The sequence below is a fragment of the Mongoliimonas terrestris genome, assembly GCF_001927285.1.
Classification (GTDB): domain Bacteria; phylum Pseudomonadota; class Alphaproteobacteria; order Rhizobiales; family Pleomorphomonadaceae; genus Chthonobacter; species Chthonobacter terrestris.
Genome location: NZ_MSIG01000009.1, coordinates 118122 through 131263, shown reverse-complemented (window position 1 = coordinate 131263; position 13142 = coordinate 118122). Strand labels below are relative to the sequence as shown.

At 68.4% G+C, this 13142-nt stretch carries 9 protein-coding genes; 3 read left to right on the top strand and 6 right to left on the bottom strand.

What is annotated here, in order from left to right; translation table 11 throughout:
* Window positions 1–142 precede the first annotated feature (142 nt).
* Window positions 143–1411 carry a glucose-1-phosphate adenylyltransferase gene (gene glgC / locus BUQ68_RS14485; protein ID WP_075216695.1) on the bottom strand — a complete coding sequence of 423 codons (1269 nt, stop codon included), beginning with the start codon at window positions 1409–1411 and terminating at the stop codon, window positions 143–145.
* Between the two features lie 385 nt (window positions 1412–1796).
* Window positions 1797–2510: a L,D-transpeptidase gene (locus BUQ68_RS14480; protein WP_083656589.1), complete on the bottom strand. Its 714-nt coding sequence runs from the start codon at window positions 2508–2510 to the stop codon at window positions 1797–1799.
* Window positions 2511–2895: 385 nt separating this feature from the next.
* Between BUQ68_RS14480 and BUQ68_RS14475 the strand changes: the two genes are divergently transcribed.
* From BUQ68_RS14475 to BUQ68_RS14465, 3 genes are all read left to right on the top strand, one after another.
* Complete coding sequence (locus tag BUQ68_RS14475; protein ID WP_075216694.1) at window positions 2896–4098, top strand: aminotransferase; 1203 nt, start codon at window positions 2896–2898, stop codon at window positions 4096–4098.
* A gap of 26 nt (window positions 4099–4124) precedes the next feature.
* Complete coding sequence (gene prmB / locus BUQ68_RS14470) at window positions 4125–5042, top strand: 50S ribosomal protein L3 N(5)-glutamine methyltransferase (RefSeq protein ID WP_075216693.1); 918 nt, start codon at window positions 4125–4127, stop codon at window positions 5040–5042.
* A gap of 408 nt (window positions 5043–5450) precedes the next feature.
* On the top strand, window positions 5451–7904 hold the full coding sequence (locus tag BUQ68_RS14465) for a glycogen/starch/alpha-glucan phosphorylase (RefSeq protein ID WP_083656588.1): 2454 nt from the start codon (window positions 5451–5453) through the stop codon (window positions 7902–7904).
* Between the two features lie 364 nt (window positions 7905–8268).
* Here BUQ68_RS14465 and BUQ68_RS14460 read toward each other — a convergent pair whose 3' ends face one another.
* The 4 genes from BUQ68_RS14460 to BUQ68_RS14445 all read right to left on the bottom strand — a co-directional run bounded on the left by BUQ68_RS14460 (window position 8269) and on the right by BUQ68_RS14445 (window position 12905).
* Window positions 8269–8448 carry a hypothetical protein gene (locus BUQ68_RS14460; RefSeq protein ID WP_075216692.1) on the bottom strand — a complete coding sequence of 60 codons (180 nt, stop codon included), beginning with the start codon at window positions 8446–8448 and terminating at the stop codon, window positions 8269–8271.
* A gap of 51 nt (window positions 8449–8499) precedes the next feature.
* Window positions 8500–8727: a hypothetical protein gene (locus tag BUQ68_RS14455; RefSeq protein ID WP_075216691.1), complete on the bottom strand. Its 228-nt coding sequence runs from the start codon at window positions 8725–8727 to the stop codon at window positions 8500–8502.
* A gap of 442 nt (window positions 8728–9169) precedes the next feature.
* Window positions 9170–10537, bottom strand: coding sequence for a nitrogen assimilation response regulator NtrX (ntrX, locus tag BUQ68_RS14450; protein WP_075216690.1), 1368 nt, complete (start codon window positions 10535–10537; stop codon window positions 9170–9172).
* Window positions 10538–10619: 82 nt separating this feature from the next.
* On the bottom strand, window positions 10620–12905 hold the full coding sequence (locus tag BUQ68_RS14445) for a sensor histidine kinase NtrY-like (RefSeq protein ID WP_210215646.1): 2286 nt from the start codon (window positions 12903–12905) through the stop codon (window positions 10620–10622).
* Window positions 12906–13142: the final 237 nt, after the last annotated feature.

The window sequence follows — 13142 nt, the reverse complement described above, 5'->3', positions numbered from 1 at the left end:
ATGACGGCGCCCGCCTTCGGGGCGGGCGCCAACTGGTATCGCCGACCGCGTCGCGCCGAGGCGCGCGCAGGCGGTCAAATGGGTTGGGCAAGGACCCGACTGCCCGGCCCCCGCCGGACGCGCGCGTTCCCACCCTTCTGCCTCAGCCCACCGCCTTGTCGACCATCTGCTGGGTGACCAGGCAGATGCCGGCCTCGGTGCGCCGGAACCGGCGCGCATCTTCGTCCGGGTCTTCGCCGATCACAAGCCCCGCCGGGATCACGACACCCCGGTCGATGACGCACCGCTTCAGGCGGGCGCCGCGGTTGATGGTCACGTAAGGCATCGCCACGCAATGCTCCAGATCGGAGAAGGAGTGCGCATGGACGCCGGTGAAGAGCAGCGACTTGTCGATGCGCGCGCCGGAGATGATGCAGGCGCCCGACACGAGCGACGACGTGGCCATGCCGCGCCGGCCGTCCTCATCGTGCACGAACTTGGCCGGCGGCACGATCTCCGCGTAGGTCCAGATCGGCCAGTCGCGGTCGTAGAGGTCGAGAGCGGGGACGAAATCGGTGAGATCGATGTTCGCTTCCCAGAAGGCGTCGATGGTGCCGACGTCCCGCCAGTAGGGCTCCTCCTCGGTGGAGGCGCGCACGCAGCTCTCGGAAAACTGGTGGGCGACCGCCTTCCCGTTCTTGACGATGTGCGGGATGATGTCCTTGCCGAAGTCGTGGCTGGAGTTGGCGTCGTCCTCGTCCTGGCGGAGAAGGTCGAGCAGGAAATCCGTCCTGAAGACGTAGATGCCCATGGAGGCGAGCGCCACGTCCGGTTTGCCGGGCATGGCCGGCGGATCCTCCGGCTTTTCCACGAAGGCCAGGATCCGGCCGGTCTCGTCGATGTGCATGACGCCGAAGCCCGTGGCTTCCATGCGTGGCACCTCGATGCAGCCCACCGTCACGTCCGCCGCGGACGTGATGTGCTGCTCCAGCATGATCTCGTAGTCCTGCTTGTAGATGTGGTCGCCGGCCAGGATGATGATGTATTCCGGCGCGTAGCTCTCGATGATGTCGATGTTCTGGGTTACCGCGTCGGCGGTGCCGAGATACCACTTGTCCTCGGCGACGCGCTGGGACGCCGGCAGGATGTCGAAGCTCTCGTTGCGCTCGGGGCGGAAGAAGTTCCAGCCGTTCTGCAGGTGGCGGATCAGGCTGTGAGCCTTGTACTGGGTCGCCACGGAGATGCGCCGGATGCCCGAGTTGAGGGCGTTGGAGAGCGCGAAATCGATGATGCGGCTCTTGCCGCCGAAGTAGACCGCGGGCTTCGCCCGCCGGTTGGTGAGTTCCTTCAGGCGACTGCCGCGACCGCCCGCGAGCACGAATGCCATGGCGGATCGTGCGAGCCGACGCTGCCCTCGATGATCGTCCCTCATGCCGTCCTCCCATCACCGGCGACTGGCCCGCCCGCCCCGAGGACCCGCGCGGCGGCGCCGCAGCAACCCTCGACAGGACGACCACAGCCGCGAATCGCTTCTGCGACTTTCACATGCCCGGCACACGTCACTATGGCGGTTCAGGTGCGGTTTGTCTCCCCCCGCGCCACCCCCGCGGAGGCGGCCGCGGCGCGGAAAAGGGATGAGGGAACAGGCGACTGCCTCTGTTTTCAGAGGATAGGGAGTCCGTGCCGAACCGTTTCGGGAAAGACAATGCATGGGTGGTCCGCCTTCGCGGACCATGACGGAGCAGGAGCGCGGGTCGCACACCTAAGCCAGCCGGTCCCCGGTGGTTTTGGACACCCTCCGGAGCAGTTGGAAAAGGTCACGAATAGAGCGGGTTGCCCTCGACGACCGCGACCTCGGTGCCGGTGGGGATGCGCTCGTAGAGGTCGATGGCGTCCTGGTTGATCATGCGGATGCAGCCGGAGGAGACGTTGGAGCCGATGGTCCAGGGCTCGTTGGTGCCGTGGATGCGGTAGAGCGTGTCGCGGCCCCCCTGGTAGAGGTAGAGCGCGCGGGCGCCGAGCGGGTTGGCGAGGCCGCCGGGCATGCCGTTGGCCCACTTGGCCGATTCCGGATCGCGCTCCTGCATCTCCACCGGCGGGTGCCAGGAGGGCCATTCGGCCTTGCGGCGGATCACCGCGCGGCCGGACCAGCCGAAGCCCTCCCGGCCGACGCCGATGCCGTAGCGCATGGCCCGGCCGCCGGGCTGCACGAGGTAGAGGTACTTGTCGTAGGGCTCCACCACGATGGTGCCGGGCGCTTCGTCGGTGATGTAGTCGACCTCGCGACGGAAATAGCGCGGATCGATCTGGCGAAGGTCGATCGCCGGGATCGGGAAGGCCTCGTTCGGCTGCGGTCCGTACATGGCGAGGTAGCGCGGGTCGCGGCGCGGGTCGGTCACGATCTCGGCCATCGGCACCCCGCCGCCGGCGCAGGCCGACAGGGCGAGCGGGAGGCCGGCGAGAAATAGCCGGCGGGACACCACCGAAGGCGACGATCCACGACCGGCGGTGGACCCGAATTCATCTTGCATGGGAAACCTTCGAGACAAAAAACAGACAAGACCATGTTCATCCGGTGAACGCCGCCACAATGCAGCGGGTTCGACGGCCAGAGCGTCACATGGGCGTGAGGTAAACCGGGATTGAAGAACGCCGCGCCGTTCTGTTGCCGAGGAGACACATGGTTCGTTTCCTAAGGGAAGTGACGATCGCGCACGCGGCACGCCTATCCACAAGCCGGTGACCGGCGCGCGTGACGGCGAACCGGGCCTTGAGAGGCGTCGAAACGGGCGATCTCGACAGGGCACCGATGTTCTTCTAGGACATTCGACACCGCCGTGCCTGCCGTTACGCCGCGTTTCCGTGCGGTGTCCGCGGGCCGGGCCTCCTCTTTCGACCGGACGGAGCCGAACGCGCTTGACCGACACGCCCGCCTTCCTCCGTCCGCCGGCGCTGAACCCGCTGCTCGTCGCCACCGACGTGCCGCCCATCCCGGCGGCGCAGGGCTGGGCGGCCGCCTACGACGGGCGTCACGGTCCGCTCGTCAACCTCGCGCAGGCGGTGCCGGGCGATCCGCCGCCGACGGCGCTGCTCGACCGGCTGGCCGCGGCGGCCGCCACGCCGGCGGCGGCGACCTACGGCTCGATCTTCGGCGATCTCGCCCTTCGCGAGGCGCTGGCGGCGGACGTGTCGGCGCTCTACGGCGGGACGGTCGGGGCGGACGCGGTGGCCATCACGGCGGGCTGCAACCAGGCCTTCTTCGTCACCGCCCTGGCGCTCGCCGGGGCCGGCGACGAGATCATCCTGCCGACGCCCTGGTACTTCAATCACAAGATGACGCTCGACATGCTCGGCATCCGCGCCGTTCCCCTGCCCTGCCGGGCGGCGGACGGCTTCGTGCCGGACGTGGAGGCGGCCGGCGCCCTGATCGGGCCGCGCACCCGCGCGATCCTCCTTGTGACGCCGAACAACCCGACCGGCGCCGCCTACCCGCCGGCCGTGGTGGCGGCGTTCGCGGATCTCGCGGAGCGGTCCGGGATCGCCCTGGTGCTGGACGAGACCTACCGGGACTTCCTGCCGCCCGGCACCGGGCGGCCGCACGACCTCTTCGCCGCGGACCGGACGGCCAACGTGATCCAGCTCTATTCCTTCTCCAAGGCCTACGCGATCCCGGGCCATCGGCTCGGATCGGTGATCGCCGCGCCGGCGGTGATCGCCGAGATCGGCAAGGTGCTGGACTGCGTGCAGATCTGCCCGCCGCGCGCCGCGCAGGCGGCCGTCGCCTGGGCCGTGGCCGGGATTGCGCCCTGGCGGCAGGAAACGCGCGACCGCATCCACGCCCGCGCCCGCGGCTTCGCCGACCTGGTGGCGGCGGCGCCCGGCTGGTCCATCTCGGCAATCGGCGCCTACTTCGCCTATGTGCGGCACCCGTTCGCGGCGACCGGCGAGGCGGTGGCCGAACGGCTTGCCCGCGAGGCCGGCGTGCTCGCCCTGCCCGGCGCCTTCTTCGGCCCGAAGGGCGACGCCGACCAGGACCGGCACCTGCGCTTCGCCTTCGCCAATGTGGACGAGGCCGCCCTCTCGGTGGTGCCCGCGCGCCTCGCCGTTCTCGCCTCCTGATCCTGCCGGAAACCGAAGCGTCTGCCATGTCCGATCCGCATCCCGCTGCCGACCTCCTGACCGTCCGCGATCTCCTGCGTTATGCGGTCAGCCGCTACCGGGAGGGCGGGGTCGTCACCGGCCACGGGGTGACGGGGGAGCTGGACGACGCGGTGTTCCTGATCCTGGAGACGCTGCGCCTTCCGATCGACGACGTGAACCCGTGGCTCGACGCGCGGCTGACGACGGCGGAGCGGCGGCGGATCGTGGACCTCGTCGAGACCCGCGTGGCGACGCGCCGGCCGACGCCCTACCTCGTCGGCCGCGCCTACATCCAGGGCCTGCCGTTCCGGGTGGACGAGCGGGTGCTGATCCCGCGCTCCTTCATCGGCGAAATCCTGTTCTCCGACCGCATCGGCGGCGATGAATTCGCGCTGGTGGACGAGCCGGAGGCGGTCGGGCGGGTGCTCGACCTCTGTACCGGATCCGGGTGCCTCGCGATCCTGGCCGCCATGGTGTTCCCGAATGCCGCGGTGGACGCGGTGGACATCTCAGCGGACGCGCTCGCCGTCGCCCGGGCGAACGTGGACGACCACGGCGTCGCCGACCGGGTGACGCTGATCGAGGGCGACCTCTTCGCCCCCCTTCACGGGCGGACCTACGACCTGATCCTCACCAACCCGCCCTACGTGGAGGCGGCGGTGATGGACGCCCTTCCGGCGGAGTATCGCCACGAGCCGGACCTCGCGCTGGCCGGCGGCGAGGACGGGCTCGACATCGTCCGCCGCATCCTCGCCGCCGCGCCCGCGCATCTGGCGCTCGGCGGCGGCCTCCTCTGCGAGATCGGCACCGGCCGGGAGATCCTCGAGGCGGAATACCCGGACCTTTCCTTCCTGTGGCTCGACACGGAGGAAAGCGACGGCGAAGTGTTCTGGCTGGAGGCCGATCATCTATCGGGCGCCTGAGCCGGAGAGCCGTTTATTCGACTGCGGAGGCGGCGACGCGCCGCCACGCCATGGCCGTTTTCGTCCGGTAATCGGACAATAATCGGCGGACGCTCCCCCGCCTTGCACTCACGTCAAGGCGCTGGGCCGAGGCACCGCTTGAATGCATAGTTCGCGGGTTGGTTTTTACGAATTTTACCCACATAACGGGCATAGTGGGTGCGTTGCGGTTCGGCGTCCTGGACGGGGCGGGGCCGGCATCGAGATCTTGACGGGGCAGCGGCAGCCCGACACCGGACGATGATGGCCCCCGCCATCGACCGGCTGACGGGCGCTAACGGCAGTGAAAATCGGGCACGCATGCGGGCACCTTTGGGCCGCACCGCAGACGCGCGACTTCAAACCGGCCCCCAGCGGAGGGGATGACGCATGAACATCAAGCCGGACAATCAGGCCGCCATGACGGCCTCGGCCGAGCCGAGGCCAATCGACGCGGAGGCGCTGAAGCGCGCCATCGTGGAGAAACTCGCCTATGTGGTGGGCAAGGACCCGACGCACGCGACGGTGCGGGACTGGTCCACCGCCCTCTCCATGGCGGTGCGCGACCATGTGGTCGACGCCTGGTTCGAGTCGACCCGCCGCGGCTACATGAAGCAGCAGAAGCGCGTCTACTATCTTTCCATGGAATTCCTGATCGGCCGGCTGCTCAATGACGCGGTCGCCAACCTGCAGCTCGAGACGGCCGTGCGCGCCGCCGCCGAGGATCTCGGGGTGGACTACGAGACCCTCGTCAAGCAGGAGAGCGACGCCGCGCTCGGCAACGGCGGCCTCGGGCGCCTCGCCGCCTGCTTCCTGGACAGCATGTCGACCGTCGGGATCCCGGCCTTCGGCTACGGCATCCGCTACGAGCATGGGCTGTTCCGCCAGCGCTTCCATGACGGCTGGCAGGTGGAGGAGCCGGAGGACTGGCTCGTCTCCGGCCACGTGTGGGAGTTCGAGCGGCTGGAAGTCGCCTACCCGATCAAGTTCGGCGGGCACATCTCGTTCGACAGCCGGGGCAAGACCTACTGGCATGCGGAGGAGACCGTTCTGGCGGTCGCCTACGACACCCCGATCGCCGGCTGGAAAGGGCGCCACGTCAACACCTTGCGGCTTTGGGCTTCCAAGCCGGTGGAGGTGCTGGACCTTCGCCGCTTCAACCACGGCGACTATGTGTCGGCGGCCGAGAAGGGCATCCGCGCGGAGACCATCAGCCGCGTGCTCTATCCGGACGACACCACGCCGGAGGGCAAGGAACTCCGCCTCAAGCAGGAGTATTTCTTCACCTCCGCCTCGCTGCAGGACCTTCTGCGCCGCTACACGTCGGAGTTCGACGACATCCGCCAGCTCGGCGAGCATGTGGCGATCCAGATGAACGACACGCATCCGGCGATCGCGGTCGCCGAACTGATGCGGCTGCTTGCCGACGAGCACGGGCTGACCTTCCCGGACGCCTTCGAGATCACCCGCAAGTGCCTGTCCTACACCAACCACACGCTGATGCCGGAAGCGCTGGAGCGGTGGACCACGAGCCTGTTCCGCCGCGTGCTGCCGCGGCACATGCAGATCATTGAGTGGATCGACTACCACCATCTGGCCGAGGTCCAGGGCCGCGGCGTCTCGGTGTCGCTCGATGCGGTGCGCATCATCGAGAACGGCAACGAGATCAAGATGGGCAACCTCGCCTTCATCGGCTCGCACCGGGTGAACGGCGTGTCGGCGCTGCACACCGACCTGATGAAGCAGACGGTGTTCCGCGACTTCCACACCCTCTACCCGGACCGGATCGTCAACCAGACCAACGGCATCACGCCGCGCCGCTGGCTCTACGAGTGCAATCCGGGCCTGCGCCAGCTCCTGCTCGACACCATCGGCGACGGCTGGGTGGACGACCTGGAAAAGCTGACCGAGATCACGCCCTATGCGACGGACGCCTCGTTCCGCGAGCGCTTCTCCGCCGCCAAGTACGCCAACAAGGTGCGCCTTGCGGCGGAGATCGAGCGGCGGATCGGCCTCAAGGTGGACCCGAGCGCGCTCTTCGACGTGCAGATCAAGCGCATCCACGAGTACAAGCGCCAGCTCCTGAACCTTCTGGAGACGGTGGCGCTCTACCAGGCGATCCGGCGCACGCCGGGCGCGGAGTGGACGCCGCGGGTGAAGATCTTCGGCGGCAAGGCGGCGCCCGGTTACCACATGGCCAAGCTGATCATCAAGCTCGGCAACGACATCGCGCGGACCATCAACTCCGATCCGATCGTCGGCGACCGGCTGAAGGTGGCCTTCCTGCCGAACTACAACGTGTCGCTCGCCGAGGTGATCATCCCGGCCGCGGATCTGTCCGAGCAGATCTCCACCGCCGGCATGGAAGCCTCCGGCACCGGCAACATGAAGCTGGCGCTCAACGGCGCGCTCACCATCGGCACTCTCGACGGCGCCAATGTGGAGATCGGCGAGCAGGTCGGCCCGGACAACATCTACATTTTCGGCCTGACCGCCGACAATGTGGCCGAGATCCGCACCCGCGGCTACGACTCCCGCGGCACGATCGAGGGCGACCCGGTGCTGAAGGGCGTGATCGACGCCATCGTGGCCGGCGAGTTCTCGCCGGACGACCACAACCGCTTCCACCAGATCGCCGACCGGCTCTGGAATGCGGACTGGTTCCTGGTGACGGCCGACTTCCAGGCCTACTTCCAGCGCCAGCGCGATGTGGACCACGATTACCGGGACACCCAACGCTGGACCGAACGGGCCATCCTCAACACGTCGAACGTGGGCTGGTTCTCCTCCGACCGGACCATCCGCGGCTATGCCCGGGACGTGTGGAAGGTGCCGACGGTCTGACGGCGGATCGGATCGGGGATTGTCGACAGGACATGCGGCCCGCCCATCGGCGGGCCGTTTTTGCTGCCGGACTGTCGAACCGGGGGAATGGGTCGGGCTGCCGAACCCGGCGGGCGGGCCGCCATCCCCGGTGTCATCCACAATTTGTTGCCATGCCGGGGCGGACCATCTCCGACCTGCGCCGTCGTCCTACCGGCGGACTCCAGGATCCAGCCGTCGGGCCAGACACCGGACGGGGCGGAAGACGGATGAGACGGTTGGACCCCGGCTCCCGCCGGGGTGACGTCCAGAATGAAAGGGTTTCGCCACTGGCGTGGCCCGCGCGCACCGCGATCGAGCGCATGCGGCGGACCACGAAGCCCGATCAGGCGGCAAGGGTCGTGGGGCGGCGGGCGCGGCGCCAGGCGAGGTAGCCGGCGAGGGCGACCAGCGGGAAGGCCGCGCCGGCTTCGGGCGCCGGAACCGGGATGGTGTAGTTGCGCGCCAGGCCTTCGAAAGACACCGGATCGCCGAATTCGTCGTAGGTTTCCTCGAAGCCGAGCACTGCGACTTTGAAATCCCCGTTCTTCAGGAAGCTCCCGATGGTCGCGGCGAACTAATAGCCGTCGCTCGGAAACCCGTCGTCGACACTGAAGTCGCCTTCGAAGGGATAGGCACCGGGCGGGATCCAGGCGAGGTTCGCGGGCACCCAGATGTCGGCGAACTGCTGCAGGGTGCAACCGGTGAAGTAGTTGAAATCGGGGTCGTTGCAGGCGGCGGCGGAACTCGGGGCGATGGCCACCGCGAGCGTGAGGGCTGCGGCGCCGAACAGGGCGTTCTTCATGGTGTGATCCCGAAACGCATGAGGGAAAGCGATGCTTGCAATGCAGCATCACCCTACCAAATGCAGCCATATTGTCAAAACTGACAAAAAGAAGAACGCTGCTGGAAGCTCCGGTGTGGAACTGCACCGTGGTGGAGGCGCGGCGTTCGGCGATCGTGCTTGTCCCCAGAGTTATCCACAGGCGATCCACAGCGGACGGGGGCGTGTGAACCGGGTGGGATGACGATACCGGGTTGGGGCCGGCCCGACTGACGGTTGGCTTGCTCCGCCACGCCGGTCTCGATCGGAAACGGGATGTGGTCCCCTGCCCCGGTGTTGACTGCCGATGAAGACGACCTCCGCGAGCCCCGCTTTCGATGCCTGAAAGCGAACGGACCATCAGGGTGGCGTCGCCAGCCCGATCCTTTCGGGCAGGCCCGTTCCGCAGACGGCCCCCTCCCCCTCAGGCGATGCCGAGGCTCTTCAGTTTGCGGTGGAGGGCGGAACGTTCCATGCCGACGAACTCGGCGGTGCGGGAGATGTTGCCGCCGAAGCGGTTGATCTGGGCCTTGAGGTACTCGCGCTCGAAGATCTCGCGGGCGTCGCGGAGCGGCATGGCCATCAGGTGCTCGCCGCCGGTGGAGGTGGGCAGCGACGGCAGCATGGTGCCGACCTCGGACGGTAGCAGGTCGGCGGTGATCACCGCCTCCTCGTCGCCGCGGGTGAGGATCATCAGCCGCTCCACATTGTTGCGCAGCTGGCGGAGGTTCCCCGGCCAGTCGTGGGCCTGGAGCACCGCCATGGCATCCTCGCCGATGCGGCGGATGGGCAGGCCGGTGGCGCGGGCGATCTGGTTCATCATGTGATCGATGAGAAAGGGGATGTCCTCGCGCCGCTCCGAGAGGCCGGGCACGCGCAGCGGCACCACGGACAGGCGGTGGAAGAGATCCTCGCGGAAGCGGCCCTCGGCGATCTCGCGCTCCAGGTCGCGGGCGGTGGAGGAGACGATGCGCACGTCCACCTGCACCCGCTGGGTGCCGCCGACCCGCTCGAACGACTGGTCGACCAGCACCCGCAGGATGCGGTTCTGGGTCTCGCGCGGCATGTCGCCGATCTCGTCGAGATAGAGCGTGCCGCCGTGCGCCTCTTCCAGCGCGCCGACCTTGCGGCGGCCGTCGTCGTCGGCCTCGGTGCCGAACAGCTCGATCTCCATGCGCTCCGGCGTGATGGCGGCGGCGTTCATGGCGACGAAGGGGCCCTTGGCGCGGGCGGAGTGATCGTGGATGGCGCGGGCGACCACCTCCTTGCCGGAGCCGGACGGCCCGGAGATGAGGATGCGGCTGTTGGTCGGCGCGATCCGGTCGATCGTGTTGCGCAGCTGGTTGATCAGCGACGACTGGCCGACGATGCCGTCCTGCCGGTCGGAGCGCAGGGTCAGTTCCTTGACCTCGCGCTTGAGCTTGGAGGCCTCCAGCGCCCGTTCGGCGACGAGGATCAGGCGGTCGGCCTTGAAGGGCTTCTCGATATAGTCGTAGGCGCCGCGCTTGATGGCCGAGACGGCGGTCTCCACGTTGCCGTGGCCGGAGATCATCACCACCGGCAGGTCCGGATGGTCGACCTTGATCTCGTCGAGAAGCGCGAGGCCGTCGAGCCGGCTGCCCTGCAGCCAGATGTCGAGGAAGACGAGGTTGGGCCGGCGCGCCGTGATGGCGGCGAGCGCGCTGTCCGCGTCCCCGGCCTTACGGGTGCCGAAGCCTTCATCCTCCAGGATGCCCGCCACGAGTTCCCGGATGTCCGCCTCGTCGTCGACGATGAGAATGTCGGAAGCCATGTTGTCCTTCGGTCTTGTTCTTGAAAGAGGTCTTCGGGGGCTAGCATGCGGCGAGGGCCGCGATCGTCGGTGACGCCGGGCGTCACCCGGAGGCGGCGGCCGGCACGGCCTCCACCCGGCCCGCGAGCGAGGGCTCCGGCGGCAGCGTCACGCGGACCATGGCGCCGCGTCCGCCGGCCGCCACGGCGGGCGAGTCCAGGAGGTCGATGCGGCCGTCGTGCTCCTCGATGATCTTGCGCACGATGGCAAGGCCGAGGCCGGTGCCCTTTTCCCGAGTGGTCATGTAGGGCTCCAGCAGCTTGTGCCGGTCCGTCGCCGGCAGGCCGACGCCGGTGTCGATGACGTCCACCACGAAACGGCCGTCCTCCACCCGCGCCTTCACGTCCACCCGGGCGCCGGCGCGCTCGTCCGCCGGCAGCGCCGTGATGGCCTCCACGGCGTTCTTCACAAGGTTGGTGATGGCCTGGCTCATCAGGCGGTGGTCGTAGCGGCCGATCATGGGCTCTTTCGGCAGGTGTGTTTCGAAGGCGATGTCCGGGTGCGCGACGCTGAGGAGGAAGACCGCCTCGCGGATGGCGTCGCCGAAGTCGCGCTCTTCCATGGTGGGCTTCGGCATGCGGGCGAAGGCGGAGAACTCGTCCACCATGCGGCCGATGTCGCCAACCTGGCGGACGATGGTGTCCACGCACTGGTCGAACACCGCACGGTCGTCGTTGGCGATGGCCTTGCCGTAGCGCCGGCGGATACGCTCGGCGGAGAGCTGGATGGGGGTCAGCGGGTTCTTGATCTCGTGGGCGATGCGCCGGGCGACGTCGGCCCAGGCGGAGGTGCGCTGGGCGGTCATCAGGTCGGTGATGTCGTCGAGGGTCACCACATAGCCGTGCTCGCGGTCGGGCGACCTGTCGGAGGCGACGCGCACGGAAACGGTGCGCTCCTGGCCCTTGCGGACGAGGGTGATGGTGGCCTGGTGCACCCGCGCGTCGTCCCGCATGGCGGCGGCCAGGAGCGGACGGAGCTCCGGCACCTCGTCGACGAGGCGCTTGCCGATCAGGTCGAACTCGTCGAGGCCGAGGAGGAGCGTCGCCGAGCGGTTGGCGATCGACACGTGGCCGTCGTTGGAGACACCGACCACGGCGGCGGTGACGCCGGTCAGCACGGCCTCGGTGAAGCGGCGGCGGCGATCGACCTGGTCGTTGGCGGCGAGCAGCTCGTCGCGCTGGGTGCGCAGCTCGGTGGTCATCTTGTTGAAGGTGGCGCCGAGGCTGGAGAGGTCGTCGTGATTGTCCTCCACCGGCACCTGGGCGGTGAGGTTGCCGTTGGCCACCTCGTCGGCCGCCCCGATCAGCCGGCGGATGGGCGCCACCAGCCGGTTGGCGAACGAGAGGCCGAGCCAGACGGCGCCGAGCAGGAAGACGAGCGCCAGGGCGGCGAACACCATGGCGGAGCGCCACTGCAGCGTCTTCCGGCTCGCCTCCAGCTGGCGGTATTCCACGGCGCTCTCGCGGGCGAGGCGGAGGTTGTCGAGCACCGTCGCGTCGAGCATGCGGACGACGTAGAGATAGGTCTCGTCGTAGCTCTTGAGCTTCAGGATGCCGCCGACCTGGTTGGAGCTGCCCGGCGAAATGAGCACCGCCCCGCCCTTCTGGGCGTCGGTCATGGCCCGCTGGGGCGGCATGATGGTGCGGGCGAGAGGATCGCGCTCGGTGCGCAGGAGCACCGTGCCTTCCTTGTCGAGCAGGTAGGCGCTCTGAAGCCCCCGCAGCGTCGCCTGGGCCTCGAAGAAGGAGTCGAACCGGCGGGGTTCGAAGTCGTAGAGCGGCTTGGCGCTGTCGAGGGCGGTGGCGATGCCGATGAGGTCGGCGCGGAGCACGCGGGTGTGCTCCTGCATATAGGCGCTGGCGACCGTCAGCACATTCTCCACGATCGTCCGCGTGCGGTTCTCGAACCAGCGGTCGAGACCCTTGTCGAGGGTGATCACGAAGGCGGCGGAGACGAGGAGCGCCGGCAACGCCGAGATCAGCGAGAAGAGCGCGACGATGCGAAGGTGGAGCCGCGCGGCGGCCCGCCCCTGGTACCAGCCGAGCCAGACGCGCCAGGCCTCGTAGCCGACGAGGATCAAGAGCCCGATCACCGGCACGCTGTTGATCCAGCGGGCGGTTGCCAGGATCTCCGGCGTCGGCTCGATGGGCGTCAGATTGGTGAGGAGGGCGAAGTGGCCGAGGGAGACGGCGACGGAGATGAAGACCAGCATCAGGCCGAGGGTGCGGCGGATGCGGCCCTCGCCGTTCCGGTGCGACGCGCTCCGCCCCGGTTCCGCCGGGCGATGCGGCGAAACGGGAACGTCCGCGCTGTCCAAACCGATCGCCACCCGCAGCACTCCTGCCGTTCTCGTTGTGCCAGACCCGGCCGGCAACCGTCCTGATTCGCGCGGCCGTGACACGGGCGAGAATCCGATGGGCCAAGGGAGTACCACGAATGTTGCAAAATTGCGACACAGCTCGGACAGAGCCGTCAGCCTCGGTCAAAAGGCCCGCCCGGCGCGCGCTTGACAGAGGGGGTTCAAGTCTGGCCATTAACGGACAAGGACTATAGAGACACCGCCGGA